The organism is Nostoc sp., assembly GCF_036917935.1.
Lineage (GTDB): Bacteria > Cyanobacteriota > Cyanobacteriia > Cyanobacteriales > Nostocaceae > Nostoc.
Genome location: NZ_JBALEL010000007.1, coordinates 1 through 17,761, shown reverse-complemented (window position 1 = coordinate 17,761; position 17,761 = coordinate 1). Strand labels below are relative to the sequence as shown.

At 41.0% G+C, this 17,761-nt stretch carries 8 protein-coding genes; 4 read left to right on the top strand and 4 right to left on the bottom strand.

The window, feature by feature from the left end:
* Positions 1 to 125 precede the first annotated feature (125 nt).
* Complete coding sequence (locus tag V7K62_RS04650) at positions 126 to 1,934, top strand: endonuclease (protein WP_334862187.1); 1,809 nt, start codon at positions 126 to 128, stop codon at positions 1,932 to 1,934.
* A 21-nt stretch (positions 1,935 to 1,955) separates the two neighbouring features.
* Here the strand turns inward: V7K62_RS04650 and V7K62_RS04645 are convergent, their stop codons facing one another.
* Both V7K62_RS04645 and V7K62_RS04640 read right to left on the bottom strand, forming a co-directional pair.
* Positions 1,956 to 3,035 (bottom strand): hybrid sensor histidine kinase/response regulator, encoded by a 1,080-nt coding sequence (locus V7K62_RS04645; protein ID WP_334862185.1) that lies wholly within the window; start codon positions 3,033 to 3,035, stop codon positions 1,956 to 1,958.
* Between the two features lie 12 nt (positions 3,036 to 3,047).
* Complete coding sequence (locus V7K62_RS04640) at positions 3,048 to 8,048, bottom strand: PAS domain-containing protein (RefSeq protein WP_334862183.1); 5,001 nt, start codon at positions 8,046 to 8,048, stop codon at positions 3,048 to 3,050.
* An 888-nt stretch (positions 8,049 to 8,936) separates the two neighbouring features.
* Between V7K62_RS04640 and V7K62_RS04635 the strand changes: the two genes are divergently transcribed.
* The 3 genes from V7K62_RS04635 to V7K62_RS04625 all read left to right on the top strand — a co-directional run bounded on the left by V7K62_RS04635 (position 8,937) and on the right by V7K62_RS04625 (position 14,389).
* Complete coding sequence (locus tag V7K62_RS04635) at positions 8,937 to 12,275, top strand: PAS domain S-box protein (RefSeq protein WP_334862181.1); 3,339 nt, start codon at positions 8,937 to 8,939, stop codon at positions 12,273 to 12,275.
* A 117-nt stretch (positions 12,276 to 12,392) separates the two neighbouring features.
* Complete coding sequence (locus tag V7K62_RS04630) at positions 12,393 to 13,127, top strand: response regulator (protein ID WP_334862179.1); 735 nt, start codon at positions 12,393 to 12,395, stop codon at positions 13,125 to 13,127.
* A 170-nt stretch (positions 13,128 to 13,297) separates the two neighbouring features.
* Positions 13,298 to 14,389, top strand: a complete 1,092-nt coding sequence (locus V7K62_RS04625) for a hybrid sensor histidine kinase/response regulator (protein WP_334862177.1) — start codon at positions 13,298 to 13,300, stop codon at positions 14,387 to 14,389.
* A 67-nt stretch (positions 14,390 to 14,456) separates the two neighbouring features.
* Here V7K62_RS04625 and V7K62_RS04620 read toward each other — a convergent pair whose 3' ends face one another.
* Together V7K62_RS04620 and V7K62_RS04615 are read right to left on the bottom strand one after the other, a co-directional pair.
* The gene (locus V7K62_RS04620; RefSeq protein ID WP_334862175.1) at positions 14,457 to 15,764 is read right to left on the bottom strand and encodes a dihydroorotase; all 1,308 of its coding nucleotides are present in this window, start codon (positions 15,762 to 15,764) and stop codon (positions 14,457 to 14,459) included.
* A gap of 240 nt (positions 15,765 to 16,004) precedes the next feature.
* Positions 16,005 to 17,357: a histidine phosphatase family protein gene (locus V7K62_RS04615; RefSeq protein WP_334862173.1), complete on the bottom strand. Its 1,353-nt coding sequence runs from the start codon at positions 17,355 to 17,357 to the stop codon at positions 16,005 to 16,007.
* Positions 17,358 to 17,761 lie beyond the last annotated feature (404 nt).

Here is a 17,761-nt window from a genome sequence, read left to right as displayed (position 1 = left end):
ACTCTTGATTAGTATATGAAAGTTTTTCCCAAGAGATTGCAAATTTTACCCAACCTAAAACTTTTCTTAACTGAACTGTATTAAGAAAAAGACTAATCTAGAAAGTACCTTCATTGGAAGAGACAATGAAATTTATCAAATTGCTACTACTTAGTATTGCTTTCATCTTCTTTGGCTGGATTAGTCCACTACAAGCTAATCCAATAGCTCAATTGCCAACTCCTTTACCTTTAGTTGCACAACGTGAAACAACATCTCTGAAAAATTCACAGGATGTATTGACTGTTGGAAGTTTTAATGTCGAGAATTTAGACCCGAAAGATCAACGCTTTGATAATATTGCCAAAATTATCGGCAATAATTTGAACGCACCAGATGTCATTAGTTTAATTGAAATTCAGGATAACAACGGGCCAACCAATGATAACGTTGTTAATGCAAATCAGACTTACCAAAAACTGATTGCTGCGCTCAAAAATATTGGTAGTCCAGCATACGAGTTTGTTGATATTGCGCCCAGCGACGATCGAGATGGTGGAGAACCTGGAGGAAATATTCGTGTCGGTTTCTTGTTTAAACCCAGCCGGATAACTCTAGCAAAAGCGCCCAGAAGAGGCAGTTCATTAGATGCTGTGGCTATTTCTAAAGGTACAAATGGTCTCGATCTATCGCTGAATCCAGGTCGGATTGACCCCACAAATGCTGCTTTCGATGAAAGCCGTAAGCCACTTGCAGCAGAATTTATTTTTAACGATCAAAAACTGTTTATCATTGCTAATCACTTTATTTCCAAGCTTGGAGGTTCTCCCAGCGATGTTAAACGAGTCAAACAAGCCGAAATCGTGAATGGATTCGTCGCGCAACTACTAGAAGCTGACCCACAAGCCAAAGTAATTGTATTGGGTGATTTAAACGATTTACCAGATTCCCTACCTCTGAAGACCTTGAAGGGTAACATTCTTGAGAATCTGACGGATCGTTTACCTGTTAGCGATCGCTTTACTTTCAAATTCAAGGGAAATCCTGAACTTATTGACCATTTGTTGGTCAGTGAAAATCTTTCCCGTGTTGCTAAACCGGAAATTGACATTGTGCATGTCAATGTTGGCTTTAGTAAGCCTGTCAGCGACCACGATCCTGTGATTGCAGCGTTTACATTACCTGTTAACCAGTCCACCCCTGACACCATTCCTCCTGTTGTCCAACCCATTCCCACTCCCGTAAGCGATTCTGCGATTATATTGCCTGAATTATCCAAATTCGCTCTAGTTGACGAACTAGCTAAGGAGTATACGCCTAGCAAAACTTGGAATTACGATCGCGCAAGAGACGAAATGTTTGGTGTTATTGACAACCAAGCAGGTATTGTCACAGACATTTATGCCAGTTACCCAATTACTTTAATTGGCAATGGCGATCCTAGTCAGGAAGCTGATAAACTAGGACTGAATACCGAACATGTTTGGCCACAAAGTAAAGGTGCTGATAAGGGTAACTCCCGAAGTGACCTTCACCATTTATTTCCGGCACGAGAAAATATTAATAGTGAGCGAGGCAATAAACCCTTCGACGATATAGTTGACACAAGTACTAAGAAATGGTATCGAAATGATACTGTTCAATTGACAATTCCTAGTAGTGGAATCGACGAGTTTAGCGAATCAACATCTTCTAATTTTGAGCCTAGAGAAAAGGTAAAAGGGGATATAGCCAGGGCAATTTTCTACTTTTACACTATTTATCGGCAGCAGGGCGATCAAGTAGACCCAAATTACTTTCCGAATCAGCGTCAAACTTTGTGTAAATGGAATCAGCAAGACCTACCTGATAATACTGAAATAGAACGGAGTCATGCGATCGCTAAATTTCAGGGTAATGACAATCCATTCGTGCTAGATGTCACATTAGCAGAACGGGCATACTGTAATTCCTAAATGCAGTAACTTGAGAGTTAATTATTCCTTTTTGAGTAGTACAGTAAAAATACTACCCTTTGGCTGATTATCTTCGATAGTAATTGTACCGGAATGTGCCTCGATCGCCATTTTGCAGAAAGCCAATCCTAAACCAATTTGCGAAACTTCTGGCATCGGAGTTCCAATTTCATACTTATCAAAAATGATTTGTCGTAACTCCAGACTTACTCCCGAACCAGAATCAGCGACTTGGACTTTCGCACCACCTGCTGCCAAATACTCTCCCCGTAGAGTGACTTGAGACTTGGACGGGGAGAATTTAATCGCATTAGAGAGCAAATTATCCAATACTCGACGAAAGATAACTGCATCTACTGCAACAATGCCACCAGGTTCGGGTAATTCACGTATCAGGGTCAGGTTCTTTTGATTAGCGATCGCCTCAATATCTGCCAATGCTGACATACATAGCGTACAAAGGTCTACTTCTGTGTAGTTGAGAACCATTTTTCCAGATTCCACCTTTGCCATGATCAGCAAGCTATCAATCAACAATTGTAGTTGTTGTGCAGCAATTAAAATTTGATCGACTTTTCCTTGCTGCTGTGACGGTGACAAACTTGGCAATCGCAGAATCTCTCCGCCTAAGACAATACTAGTAAGTGGATTTCGCAGATCATGCACAATCATATTTACCATGTCTTCTTGCAGTTTGAGCAATACTTGCATACTGTCGTATTGCTGCTTAATCCGCAACATAGAATGAACTCTGGCTCGTAATTCCACACCATTGACGGGTTTACTAATGAAGTCATCTGCACCCGTCGCTAGACATCGAGCCAAATCTTCTTTATCGGTTAATGCTGTCACCATAATGATTGGCACCGCTTGCCATTGTGGATTAGCTTTGATGCGCTGGCAGACTTCCATCCCATCGAGATCGGGCATCATCACATCTAATAAAATCAGATCGGGCTGAAAACTATCGAGGCGATTTAGAGCTTGTTGACCACTAGGAGCGTAGTATAGCTGGTAGTTTTCACTATCCAGCAAGGTTTCAACAACATCAAAATTATCGGGTTCATCATCGATCACTAAAATAGAGGGTTGACTATCCATCGAGAATTTCCGCTACCTTCCTAAAAGTTGTTGAATTGTGGTTACAAGCTGCTTAAGTTTTACGGGTTTGGTTAAATATTCGTTAGCTCCAGCTGTTAAACTTGTTTCGCGATCGCCAGGCATAGCTAACGCCGTTAGTGCAATCATCGGAATATGCATAAATTGTTGCTCGTTACGGATGCGGCGGATTGCTTCCAACCCATCCATTCCCGGCATTTGAATGTCCATCACAATTAAGTCGGGGCGTTGAACTCTCACAAGGTCAATAGCTTGTTGTCCATTGTTTGCTAAAATGAGATCATAGCCTCGACTTTCAAGATAGGCGGAGATAGTATCAATATTTGCTTGATTATCTTCTGCCAGCAAAATCAAAGGAGTGTCTACAAACACTTCTGGCACTACAATTAAATTTGGCGAGTTAGAACGGGCAGGATGTTGTAGTTTCTCTATAGTTACCTGAAGTTGAGCGCGGGTAATAGGTTTGACCAGATATTCAAAAGCTCCCTGAGCCAGTCCTTTGCTATGTTCATCCACAACTGAAATAATAATCGCTGGAATATCTTTGGTTTTTGGGTTGGTCTTGAGTTGATTTAGCACCTCCCAACCCGATAGGTTCGGCAGTTGCAGATCCAAAATGATCAGAGCAGGTTGAACTCGCAGCACTTCTTCTACGGCTCCTTCCCCTTGGGAATAGATGATAGATTGCATTCCCATTTCGCGGAAGTAGCGAGTAATCTGATCGGCGGCCGTAACAGAATCTTCGATAATCAAAACTTGAGCATTCTCAGCAAGTAAGGGATAACTGGGCAATGAAGTAGTTACCTGCGTCCTGAGAAGATTATCGCTGGTATGGTAGGGAATGCGGACGGTAAAACAACTTCCCTTTCCAACTTCACTACTAACTAAAACCGTTCCTCCATGTAAGGTAATAATCTTTTGTACCAGTGCCAAACCTAGACCAGTGCCACTGTACTGACGATTAAGGCTGCTGTCAAGCTGGATAAAAGGCTGAAACAGCTTGCCAATTTCTCCAGGGGCGATACCGATGCCGGTGTCAGTGATCTGGAAGCAGATATCTGGGGACGAGGAAGACAAGGGAGACAAGGGAGAATTTACTTCCCCTGCTGGCTCCCGGCGAACTTCAAGCGATACAGATCCCCGTTCTGGCGTGAACTTGACAGCGTTGCTCAGTAGGTTGATCAGTACCTGACGCAAGCGGCGATCGTCTACTTGGATGCTGTCAATATTGTCATAAATATGAGTACTAAGACGAATATTTTTTTTCAAAGCCATCTGTTTGACAAAAGCAAGGCTGATATCACAGAGGTTTCTGACAGAAACATTACTTAGTTGCAGTTCCAGTTTGCCAGATTCGATTTTAGACAAGTCTAGAATGTCGTTGATTAGTTCTAGTAAATGTCTGCCACTGCGCTCAATAGTAGCGATCGCTTTTGCTTGTCTTTCATTAATAGAGCCGAATACACTTTCTTCCAAGCCCTCTGACATACCCAAAATAGCATTCAGAGGTGTTCGCAGTTCATGGCTCATGTTTGCGAGAAATTCGTCTTTGAGGCGAGTGGCGCGGGCAAGTTCCACATTGGCGTTAGCAAGTTGCTCATTCGTCTGCCGCAGTTGTGCTTCGGCCTGTTTGCGTTCGCTGATATCAGTAATTCGTACTAGATGCATGGTACGTCCAGCGACAGTAATCGGTTTAGCTGCAATGTTTCCCCAGAAAATCTTACCGTGAAGAGTAACATATTCAATCTCTCGGCTCCAGACACCTTTTAACCGCATATCTGTGACGATCGCATCCGTTTCGCTGGCAGGAAATGGACGCAGCTGGAGTGTCTGCCCATTGATATTGATTAATTCAGCTTTGTCAATTGCCTCAAACAGTTCTACTGCCCGCCGATTACAATCTAGGGTGAGTAGCCTTTGCGGATCAACCAGAAAGATGGCATCGGCAGATTCGTTAAAAATTGCTTCTCGTAAATCCCTGTTGTGGATGAGTTCTTGTTCGGCTTGTTTGCGATCGCTGATATCATAGTTAACCCCAATCATCCGTACAGGTTCACCCTGCGAGTCACGCTTGAGAATACCGTAGCCTTTGAGGAAACGAATTTTTCCACTCGGCTCAACGATGCGGAACTCTACATCATATTCTTGTTTTGCTTGCACAACTTGCTCGATGGTTGCCAACATATAAGCTCGATCATCCGGGTGCAGGCAGTTTAGCCATGCATCAAAAGAACCGCTAAAATCAGTGTTGCTGAGGCCATGCAGTTCATACATGCGATCGTCCCAAATCATCTTTGTCTGGACAAAATCATATTCCCAAATACCGAATCCTCCAGAACTAATTGCTATGGTTAGCCGTTCGGAAAGAGCATTAAGCTGTTCCTCAACTTGTTTGCGAATGCTAATATCCGTTAGTGTGCCGATATAGCCGCTAAGAGTGCCAGTGGCGTTAGTTTCGGGTTTAATACAGCAGTAAAACCAGTTGATACTGCCATCTGGGCGCAGATGCCTGCCTTCGTTCCAAAAAAGTCCTGTTTGCCCTAATTCTGCTTCATGCCATTCCCTGAGAATCCGATCGCGGTCTTCTGGGTGTAATGTTTCTGCCCACCCCATCCCCAATGGCGCCTCTGTTGATCTACCAGTCATCTCACTCCAGCGATCGTTAACGTAGACACAGTTACCTGCATTATCAAGCCGGAAAATACCAACTGGAGCGGCTTCTGCCAAGGTTGCATAGCGGCGTTCGCTTTCTTTGAGGGCTGATTCTGCTTGTTTGCGAGCGGTAATATCTGTCAGGGTGCCGATGTAACCAATAATATTGCCGAAGGGGTTGCTTTCGGGTGATATCTGGATGTAGAACCAGTTGATGCAGCCATCTGGACGCAGATGGGTGCCCTCACTCTGATAGAATTCTCTTGGATATCCTTGCTCAAATTTTAGAGACCATTCCCTCCCCAAGCGATCGCGGTCTTCTGGGTCGAAAGCCTGTAGCCACCCCATTCCTAATGCCGCCTCTGTTGGTCTACCCGTCATCTCACTCCAGCGATCGTTGATATAGATGCAGTTACCAAAAGCATCCAGACGGAAAATAGCCACCGGAGCCGCTTGTGCCAAAGTTGCATAACGACGTTCGCTATCTCGCAGGGCGGCTTCTGCTTGTTTGCGAGCAGTGATGTCTACTAAGATGCCTACTAACTGTATAGGTTGACCATTGGCATCAAATATCACTTTGCCTTTTGATAAGAGATAAATCAAATTCCCATCTGGACGATATGAGCGATATTCCTCTTCATAAAACTTTCCCTGTTTGATTGTCTGCTGCATTAAAACATCATGAATATGGCGATCGTTGGGATGAATTGACTGGCAAAACTCTTGGTAGGTAGGTGTTCCAGAGGCAGGATCGCGTCCAAAAATCTGAAACACTTCTTCTGACCAAATGAGTTCTTGTGTATGGAAGTCAAATTCCCAACTACCTAGATGAGCAATTCGTTGTGCTGTGGCGAGATGAACTGTATTCTTGCTCAATTGGGCTTCTATCAGTTTTTGATTGTCTTGAATATTCCAGTCCCAGTAACCTGCCTGTGCTGTTTCCAGGATATTCTCAAGCAGCTGTAATTCCACTTGCAGCATCTGGGCTTGCCGCCGCTCCTCTTCTGAGAGCTTGCGTTTTGTAATCTCCATCAGCACGCCCAGCATTCGTAGCAGTTGTCCGGTTACGTCGTAAACTCCCCGTCCTTTTGCCGATAACCAGTGAATGCTGCCATCTTGCCAGACAATTCGGTATTCCACAGCATAATCGGTTTGTGTGGCGATCGCCTGTCTAAATTCTTCCTCAACCCATTCTCGATCTTCTGGATGTATCTGATTCAGCCACTGTTCATAAGTCAGGTTCGGATCACTCGGATCAGAATAAAAACAGCGAATTCCATTCTCACTAACAAATAGTTGATTGACTGGGTTCCACTCCCAGTAGCCAATATCAGCAAAATTCAGGGTAAGCTTGAGTTTCTCTTCGCTGGCTTTTAGGGCTGCTTCTGTCCGTTGGCGTTCTGCTAGTTCTGTCTGTGCTTGCTGATATGCACTTTCCTGTTGAATCGCGATCGCTATTTGCACCGCTAGTTGATCTAACAAATCTAGTTCTACTGATTGCCAGTGGCGAGAACCACTACATTGGTGAGCAATTAATAATCCCCACAATTGCTCTTTGACCAAAATAGGTACTACCAGATTGGCTTTGACTTCAAATTGTTCTAGAAGATGCAAATGACAACTAGTTAACCCAGCCTGATAAATATCGTCGATTACTCGTTTTTTCCCTTGGCGATAGTCACTTCCAGCTGTCTGTTGAAAGCAGGTGTCCAAAATCTGCTTTAAGAGAGCCACCGTCCAACCAGGCAGCACTGACTCCGCCACAATTGTGCCGCTCATATCTGGCTGAAATTGATAGACCACTACTCGGTCTGCTTTGAGAAACTGCCGCACTTCTGTGGCTGTGGTACGCAGAATCTCTTCTAGTTTCACAGACTGACGAATCCGTAAGGCGATCGCCGCAATCAGTTGTTGTTGTTCCCGACTTTGTTCTAACTGTCGAGTCAGATACATCCGTTCAACGGCATGATGAATTGCCCCTTGAAGAACTTCAGCCGTGAGTTTATCTTTAAGCAGATAATCCTGAGCAGCGCTTTTCATCGCCCGGACATCAGTAATTTCACCCTCTTGCCCTGTCAAAAGAATCATAGTAGTTTGAGTATGGCTATGGTATTCCTGAAACTGCTGAATAAACTTCAGCCCGTCTCCATCGGGTAACAAAAAATCCAGCAAAATGATATCTGGTATTTCCTGTTGACACCATTTCCTCGCCTGTGTTGCCGTCTCAAACTCCAAAATGCGATACGTATATAAGCTATACTGCTGTAATAAGTGACACAATTTCATCCGCTCTTCAGCGCAATCATCAATGAGCAGGATTGTCAGGCAAGAAAGATGACTCATAAGTTAAAAATACAAACGCGATCGCGTTTCAAAAAAATTATATCTCGAAAACCATCATGTTAATAGCTTGATATAAATTGATTCATGCCTGGACAATGGAAATTATTTTAAGAAACTCTAGCTTTGTTATCGCCTCTTATGTATTGTCTTCAGTTATAGCTGTAGTCAGATATGTTAGGACAGTGTTGATTGCTCAAAGGCTTGAAATAACTGGGTTTATACTCAGCACGGGCTAAACCCTAGCTATCCGCTAACAGCACTTTGCTATAGTTCTATATATAATTTCATCTTCCACTGCCAATCCTACATCAATTCCCTGGATTAACAACAAATCTGACTGTGAATACAGTAGTAGAACCTGGCGCGATCGTCAGTGTTGGGATTATGTTCATAATCCGATGTTTTAAGAGGATCTTTTAAAAGTGTTCGGCTGTAATTTTAGGCACTTCTAGATCCCCCCTAACCCCCCGATCAATTGTGGGGAACCGGAATCTAAATCCCCCAATTTATTGGGGGATTTAGGGGGATCTAAAACGTTTTGCTACCGACTAGAGAACTTTTAAAACATCCTCTAAGGCTTAGTCATTTCCTCAAATCTTTTACTTAGATCCAATTGGTTGTATTACGGTTAAGCTGCATCTACCTTGAAAAGCATAGTTTTTTTAAATCAGGGAAAATCTCATCACTCAAGCCACGAGACAATAATATACTCTACTGAAAAACTCCAGCTTTCAAAATCAATAGAGTTAATTAAAAATAATATAAAATTTAAATAAAAAAATAGAAGAAAATTAATCATAGAAAACACTGAGGTTTTTTCATTGATTATAAGCAAAAATATTATATGTCTTTTTTTAAAGATAATTTTATTCCAGGCATTTATACATAATGTTCATTAACTCTCTCAGTTCTGATAATTTACAACTGACTATCATTCGTCATCCTCTCATTGTTAACCCTGAGATTATGCTGATGGATGTGATTGCACTAATTAATGAAGCGCCAGGTAGTTATCATATCTTGCCAATCAAAGATACCAGTTCTTTGACAAACTCAAGTAAAGATATAGATAGCATCGCCTCTCAAGCTGCCAGTTGTGTTTTAGTTATGGCAAACTCGCAGTTGGTAGGGATAATTACGCAGCGAGATTTAATTAAGCTGACATCACAAGGCAAGAATCTAGAGGGTATCAGTGTTGCCCAAGTGATGACAAGGGAGTTAATAACACTGAATTTAAGAGATTTTAAAGATGTTTTTACTGCGTTACATTTGCTAAGGCAACATCGAATTTGCCATCTGCCTATTATAGGGGATCAAGGAGAATTAATTGGATTGGTGACTCCTAGCAGTCTGCTCGCAGTTTCTATTCTACAAGCCGAACTTTACAATCAGACAAGAGTTAAACTTGCAGAACGCCAGAAAATGGAGGCAGAACTGCGATTGGAGCGTAATTTTGTTTCTGCCGTTTTGAATCTAGCAGATGCTTTAGTTATTGTACTAGATTTTCAGGGGAAAATTGTTCGCTTTAATCATACTTGCGAACAAGCTACGGGTTACGCATTTGATGAAGTTAAAGGAAGATTGGTTTGGGATGTGCTGCTGTTACCTGAAACAAAAAAATGTATCAAAGATATTTTTAAAAATTTAGCCTATAGAGAATTTCCTCAACGTTACGAAACTTCTTTAGTTACTAAAGATAACAATTGCCGCTTAATTTCTTGGTCAAATAAAGTCTTACTTAATCGAGATAATCAAGTTGAGTATATAGTCTGTACAGGTATTGACATCACTGAGAACCGGAAAGCACAAGAGGAACTCCAGCAGACTCGCAACTTTTTACAGTCGATGATTAATAATCTGCCTGTGGCGGTCTTTGTTAAAGATGCCAAACCAGAAAGTTTTGGGACATTCAAGCTCTGGAATCATACCTGCGAAAATATTTTTGGAATCACAGCAGAACAGGCTATTGGCAAAAAAGATTATGAATTATTCCCAAAAGAACAAACAGACTTTTTCCGCCAAAAAGACCTAGAAATTTTTGCTAGCGGTGTACCTCAAGATATTTCTGAAGAACTTATTGATAGCCCTTGTTTTGGCAGAAGAATTTTACACACGACTAAAATTCCTTTGTATGACAAAGACCAACAACCCGAATACCTGCTGTGTATTTCCGAGGACATTACAGAATACAAACGAGCAGAAAAAAATCTGCAACAAGCAAAAGAGCAATTACAAACGGTTTTAGATGCAGTACCTGGGTTTGTTTCTTGGGTAAATTATGATGGATATTATTTAGGGGTTAACCGCCATTTAGCTGAAAGTTTTAACTTGACTACGGATGCTTTTGTTGGTCAAGAATTGGGCTTTATGGAAAACAGCCCGCAATTTACAGAATTTATGCATGAATTTTTAGATAGGCAAGATGTAGCAGATTCTAAGGTTGTTGATGTCCAAATCAATGGCAAAATATGCAATTACTTGCTTGTCGCTCAAAAATATCAACAAAACACAGCCGCTGTTGCAATCGGAATTGATATTACAAAACGCAAACAAGCTGAAATAGCCTTACACAGTTTGATAGAAAGTACAGCTTCTACGACTGGACGTGACTTTTTCCCAGCATTAGTTGAGCATATTTCTTCTACTTTAGATGTCCGTAACACCTTAGTAACTGAGTTAATTGATGGGCAAGCTCACACTTTAGGATTTTGGTCTGATGGGCAGTTACAACCCAATATTTGCTATGACCCAAAATCAACGCCTTATGAAATTTTGCTCAAGCAAGGATTTTACCACTCTAGTTCGAGAATTCAACAACTCTTTCCTAATACTAAAAGATTAGTTGCTATGCAATCTGAAAGTTCTATGGGAGTTATTTTGAGTGATAATTTTGGTCAACCGATTGGCTCACTATGCATAGTAGATGACAAACCCATACCTGACCAACATAAGTTTGAAGGGATTCTCAAAGTATTTGCAGCCAGAGCATCTGCGGAACTGCAAAGGCAACGAGCCCAAGAAGCTCTACAAAAACTCAATCAAGATTTAGAAGTCAGGGTCAAGCAACGCACTTTAGACTTACAACAAAGTGAAGCAGAACTTAGGGCTATTTTTAATCAAGCAGCTGTGGGGATTAAACTAGAAACTTTAGATGGTCATTTTCTGAAAGTTAATCAAAAGTTGTGTGAAATTTTAGGCTATAGCCAAGAAGAAATACTGAAGAAAAACTTTAGAAATATCACACATCCAGAGGATATACAAGTCCATCTCAATAAGTTGCAACAATTAATAGCAGGAGAAATAGAAACATTCTCCATAGAGAAGCGCTATTTACATAAAAATGCGAATGTAATTTGGATAAATTTAACGGTTTCTCTGATTCGAGATCCGATTGGCAACCCCATTTACGTGATTGGGGTAGTTAAAGATATACGCGAGCGCAAACAAGCTGAAGAAAATATTTGTAAAGCTTTAGAAAAAGAAAAAGAACTCAGTGAGTTGAAATCTCGCTTCATTTCTATGACCTCCCACGAGTTCCGAACTCCTTTAGCTGTGATTGCTTCCTCGGCTGGAATCTTAAAAAGTTTTAGCCATAAACTAGATGAACAACAAAAGCATAAACATCTCCAGTGCATTCAGACTTATGTTCAACACACTACTCAACTATTAGATGATATTTTGCTAATTAATAAGGCTGAAGCTGGAAAATTAGCATTTGAACCAACTTCTGTTAATTTGATTAATTTCTGTCGTTCTTTGGTAGAGAAAATTCAACTCAGTTCTCCCAACCATACCCTAGCCTTTTATCCCCAGTACTTGGGTAATTCATCAACAGATGATCGCTTTATGGTTTCTATAGACAAGAAACTTTTGCGACAAATACTGAGCAATTTGCTTTCAAATTCTGTCAAATACTCACCAGATAGTAGAAATGTTCAAATTGATTTATTAGTTCAAGATAAAAGCGCAGTTTTTCTAATTAAAGATGAGGGTATTGGCATTTTAGCAGAGGAGCAACAGAACTTATTTGAACCATTCTACCGAGCTAGTAATGTTGGTAATACGCCAGGAACTGGATTAGGTTTGGCAATAGTCAACAATTGTATAGACCTTCATAGAGGAAGAATTACCTTTGCTAGCCAGGTAGGAGTAGGTACGACATTCAGGGTGGAACTACCACTAATTATAAGCAACTTGCTGAACGAAAAATATCTAATATGTTATTAGTAAATAATTTTAGGGAAGAATAAGCTATGGCAGATTATTTGGAATCTCATCTAGATTACCAAATCGTCTATAGACATCACAAAAATACCTAGTCAAAATCACTATTGAAGTAAGCCAATGAACCAAAAAATACTAGTAATTGAAGATGAAATCCAAATTTGTTTAAATATTCAACAGATTTTAAGTTTCTCCGATTTTAATACTATTACTGCAAATAATGGTTTAGAAGGATTACGACTTGCTAAAACAGAAAAACCAGACCTTATATGTTGTGACGTTATGATGCCTGAACTTGACGGTTACGGTGTACTGATAGCCTTACGTCAAGACCCACTAACGGAATCTATGCCAGTAATTTTTCTGACTGCAAAAGTAGACCGTGATGGCTTACGCCAAGGTATGGAATTAGGAGCCGATGATTACCTCACAAAACCTTTCTCTACGGAAGAACTTTTGAAGGCAATTAAGCTTAGATTGGCTCGGATAGAAAAACCAACTTTAATCAAACAACAATATGAACAAGAACATCAACAAAACGCCAACCTGAAACAGCAGATACAGGCAAATTCACAAAAACTAGAAGAGAGTCAACACCAAGCAGAAATATGCAACAAGGTTTTACAAAAACTTTTACAAGACTTAGGCAATCCGCTTTCAAATATCAATATGGCAATCTTTATGCTGAAAAAAGCTCAATCAGATGTTGAGCGCGATCGCTACTTGAGTATCCTACAACAAGAGTATGCTAGAGAAATGATGTTTTTGAATGAAATGAAGAATTTACAAAGATTACTAACCCCAGAAAATGCCAAAATTTTGCAAAGATTCAATTTGCTGAACCATAGCAAATAGGATAGTTTTTTTTAAATATTTTCCTTATTCAGCGTTTATACTTAGGACATAGATATCATTATACAGTATTATTGAAAATTAATTTTTCTTGTTTAGCAAGATAAGCCTGAGATGGATGCCATATCATGCTATCGCAATAAAACTGATATTTTTATATTTACTAATCATAGATGAACACAATTTTAATCATAGAAGACGAACCCCAAGTAAGGGGAAACATTGAGGAAATTTTACAGCTTTCTGATTTTGAAACTTTGATAGCTGCAAACGGTAAGATTGGATTAGAAATTGCTCAAGCAAAATTACCAGATTTAATTATCTGTGATATTATGATGCCTGAATTAGACGGCTATAGCGTGCTGTCTGCTTTGCGTCAAAATGAAGCAACTATCAATATTCCTTTAATATTTGTTACTGCTAAAGCAGAGCGTTCAGATTTTCGTCAGGGAATGGATTTTGGGGCTGATGATTATTTAACTAAACCATTTACCCCTGAAGAACTACTCAATGCGATCGCTTCTCGTCTGGAGAAACACGCTTTGTTTGAGCGCCAAGCTCAAGCAAAACTAGACGAACTCAGAATGAATATTGCTCACTCATTACCTCACGAACTGAATACTCCTTTAAATGGTATTCTCGGTATGTCACAGTTGTTAGTAGAAAATTGTGGCATCATGTCTGCTTCTGAAGAAGTCGAAATTGCAGAATTAATTTACACCTCTGCCAATCGCTTGAATACATTAGTTAAAAGGTTTTTATTATATAGTAATCTGGAATTAATAGCCAAAAATCCCGAAAAAGTCCGTCAAATTCAAGAACAAAGAAATAAATGTTTTACTGAGAAAATTATTAGTGAAGTCGCTCTGAAAAAAGCTACAGAAAACTGTAGACAAAATGATTTAAAGCTATATATCCAAGAATCTACAGTACAACTACCAGAAGAAAATTTGAGTATTATTATTGAGGAATTACTTGAGAATTCTTTTAAATTTTCTTTACCAAGCAGCGAAATTAAAGTTGTGAGTAATATAGAAGGTAGTAAATTTAATTTATATGTAATTGATCGTGGCAGAGGGATGACAATTGAAGAGATTAATAAAATTGGAGCTTTTGTACAATTTAATCGAAAGTTATGGGAACAACAAGGCTCTGGCTTAGGACTGGCTATTGTTCGGCATATAGTGAAATTATATGGTGGTGAACTTACAATCGATAGCATTCCTGCAAAAGGAACTATTGTAAGTGTTTGTTTGCCTTGCTAGAGTCTACTTGCAAATATAAACAGAATAAAATAGACAACTTATATTCAGTGGTTTTAAGTACACTTTTTTAACACCAGGTTTGCACAACATGACCCTTCAGCTGTTGTCCTAACCAAGGTGTATTTTGTGAAAGCGTATAAAGACTTTTCCGTTCGACTTTCCAGGTTTGCTGGGGATCAAATAAAGTAAGTTCCGCTGGTTGATCAGGTGCGATCGCACTTACTTTCTGCCCCAAACACTCTGCTGGACTGGTACTCAATGCACGCCATAATTCTAAAGCTGTAAACTCCCCAGTTTCAACGAGATATTGCCATAGCAAAGGTAATGCTAATTCTAAACCAATTGCCCCCGCTGGTGCTTCGGCAAAAGCTTGAACTTTTTCTTCGTAGCTATAGGGTGCGTGGTCAATAGCGATCGCATCGATCACACCCGCACGTACCCCTGCACGCAACGCCGCCACATCACGGGGATTACCTAAAGGCGGGTCTAAATGCAAGCTGGTGTTATAACTCTTAACTGCTTTTGTATCAAGTAAAAGGTGCATCCAGGTGGCGCTGGCGGTGATGGGTAAACCAGCCGCCTTAGCTGAGGCGATTAATTCCACGCTGCGAGCTGTGGAAACACGCATGATATGGACTGGTGTGCCGATGGCTGCAACCAATTCTAATAAAGCTGCGATCGCAGTAGTTTCAGCGCTGGCGGGTATTGGGGGTAAACCAAAACGGAGAGCATCTGTCCCTTCTCTCATTACACCATTAGCTGCTAACTGGCGATCGCTAGGCCAAAATGCCACTGGTTTACCTAACGGCTGGAGATAGTCTAACACTCCCCGCACCAGCGCCAAATTTTCTAACGGCTTACCATCAGTAAAACCAACAACTCCAGCAGACGCTAAATCTGCCAATTCCGTCATCTGCTTCCCAGCAACATCTAGGGTGATAGCACCCCAGATATGAAGCAGGGGGAGAGGAGAAGACAAGGGAGAGGGGGGAGACAAGGGAGAAAAATTCCCCCCTTGTCCTCCTTGTCCCCCTCTCCTCTTCTGCAACTGTGCCACAAGCGCCGGGTTATCAATAACTGGGGATGTATCGGGTAAAATGCTAACTCTGGTAAAGCCCCCAGCAGCAGCAGCTTGTAAGAAAGACAAGAGGGTTTCTCGTTCTTCAAAGCCAGGTTCACCAGAGTGGCTGTACAAATCCACTAACCCAGGGCCGAGAACTAATCCCTGACAATTTTTGATTTGAGTCTCAGAACTGATGTCAGAAATATCCGAAGCCACTTCTTGGATATAACCATCAGCAATCAGCACGTCAAAGAGTTCGTCGATTTCAGAAACTGGGTCAATCACTCGTACTTTTTGCAGCAGTTCAGTCATAAAAATTTTTAGTTATGAGTTAGGAGTTAAATAGGTAGGCATAATTAAACATAAAGTAAAATCCTAGTTCGTAGTGAGCGATTCATCGCTCAAAGCAAGGATTATTAGGACTTTAGTCCTGACTACAAACTTTAATTTATTTACGTCTAGCTACTTAATGAGTTATTTGTTCTTCAGTCATTGCTTCTAACTTTATTCCTCACTCCTAACTCCTAACTCCTCACAATGCTCACTCCTCACTCACAATGCTCCCGCTGCTGTTTTATCTAGTACACCTCCACCAAAGTGAGTGGTGATGTTCATCGCTTGCAGTACTGGTAAACCATCGATTCCAGAAGGGTAGTCGATAACACTGACTGCACCATTACCCTGGCGAAAACTCCAGAAATTTTCTAGCGATAAACCCAGAATGTGACAAAGCAAGGTTTTATTAGTAGCATCATGAGCTACTACTAATACAGTTTTGAATTGATTATTTGATGCTGCTTGCACAATTGATTGCCAAGCTGCAACGCTGCGCTCCCACACCTGTTGCAAATTCTCCCCTTCAGGCATTTGCACTTGTGTTGGTATCATTCGCCAGCGCTGCAATTCTCCGGGAAACTCTTGCTCTATCTCTGTTTCTAATTTTCCTTCCCAGAGTCCATGACTGATTTCTCTTAAACCATCTTGCAATTCTAACTTGACATTAGGATGTTGTTTTAAGATAATCTCTGCTGTTTCTTTAGGGCGCAGCATTGTGCTACTGCAAGCAAAATCAATCGCTACCTCTTGGAGAAATTTGCCTGCTTTTTGCGACTGTTGTCTACCGTTGTCGTTGAGGGGAACATCAATTTGCCCTTGAAACCTGGTTTGGCGATTCCAATCGGTTTCACCGTGACGCACTAGTAACAATCGTACTCCTTGGTGATCCGGTCGCAATGAGGGTAGAGTTTCTCCGGTGTGTTGCGTCTGATTTAAAGATTCTAGCTGGACTGGTTCGCCCAATCCTCCTGCAAAATTTAATACGCTGATGCCACAGTTAGATTGCTGTATTGAGTGGTAGCGACTTGGAGGAATTCCTAGCGCTGTGCTAATTAGGGCACGATTAATTCCGTTATGTCCCACGATGAGAATAGTTTCACCTTGATGCTGGGACAAAATTTCTTGCCAAAACTGCCGTGCTTGTTCGTATAAAGCAAGAACGGGAAAATGTTCTCTTGTCCCTTGTGCATCGTTAAGCAGCATCCGCAGTTCGTCGGGGCGTTGATGCCAAGTGCGGTAGTCTTCGGCAAATTTCTGCTTGACTTCGGCAGTCAGCAGTGCTTCCCATAAAGGCAGGTCGATTTCTAGCAGCAAATCAGAAACTTGGAGTACAGCAGATTGTTCAGGATGAGTAGCTAACTCACTATGGATAATATCTGCTGTGTGTTTTGCTCGTTGCAAGGGACTGCTGTAAATCCCATTAAATAAGATATTACTGAGGGCTTTGCCTACAAGACTTGCATCATTACGACCTTTTTCGGTTAATGTTGACGCATCAGTGCGTCCTTGGATACGCCGCTCGGTGTTATAACCGCTTTGACCGTGGCGCACAATGATGACACGAGTCATCTCAAAGCCCTCCTCTATCTAGACGATTAATTTTACTGCAAAACGATTGCATAATTATCGACTCAGGAACGCGGATTGAGTCAGGTGCGAAACTTTATTCTGGTAGAGGAGGCAGAACGAGCGGCAAAAACCGCCGTTGTATGAACGATGTTTTTTAATCAAGCTGTTTTGATTCAAGTAAAAATCTTCGCTCTAATACTATTAGACATCAGAGTGAAAATGACGTAGGCACAATTCATGAATTGTGCCTACTAAGGATTTCGGGCAACGCATAATTAATTAATTAAAACCACAGCGTCAAACTAATTCCTAAGAGGTTGTTTGAAAAGTCCTCTTGTCGGTATCAAAACATTTTAGATCCCCCTAAATCCCCCGATAAATTGGGGGACTTTGAGAGAGGTTGC

Bases quoted from the DNA above. Each gene is read 5' to 3' on its own strand.
- V7K62_RS04650 (WP_334862187.1), top strand. From the start codon at position 126: ATGAAATTTATCAAATTGCTACTACTTAGTATTGCTTTCATCTTCTTT.
- V7K62_RS04645 (WP_334862185.1), bottom strand. From the start codon at position 3,035: ATGGATAGTCAACCCTCTATTTTAGTGATCGATGATGAACCCGATAAT.
- V7K62_RS04640 (WP_334862183.1), bottom strand. From the start codon at position 8,048: ATGAGTCATCTTTCTTGCCTGACAATCCTGCTCATTGATGATTGCGCT.
- V7K62_RS04635 (WP_334862181.1), top strand. From the start codon at position 8,937: ATGTTCATTAACTCTCTCAGTTCTGATAATTTACAACTGACTATCATT.
- V7K62_RS04630 (WP_334862179.1), top strand. From the start codon at position 12,393: ATGAACCAAAAAATACTAGTAATTGAAGATGAAATCCAAATTTGTTTA.
- V7K62_RS04625 (WP_334862177.1), top strand. From the start codon at position 13,298: ATGAACACAATTTTAATCATAGAAGACGAACCCCAAGTAAGGGGAAAC.
- V7K62_RS04620 (WP_334862175.1), bottom strand. From the start codon at position 15,764: ATGACTGAACTGCTGCAAAAAGTACGAGTGATTGACCCAGTTTCTGAA.
- V7K62_RS04615 (WP_334862173.1), bottom strand. From the start codon at position 17,357: ATGACTCGTGTCATCATTGTGCGCCACGGTCAAAGCGGTTATAACACC.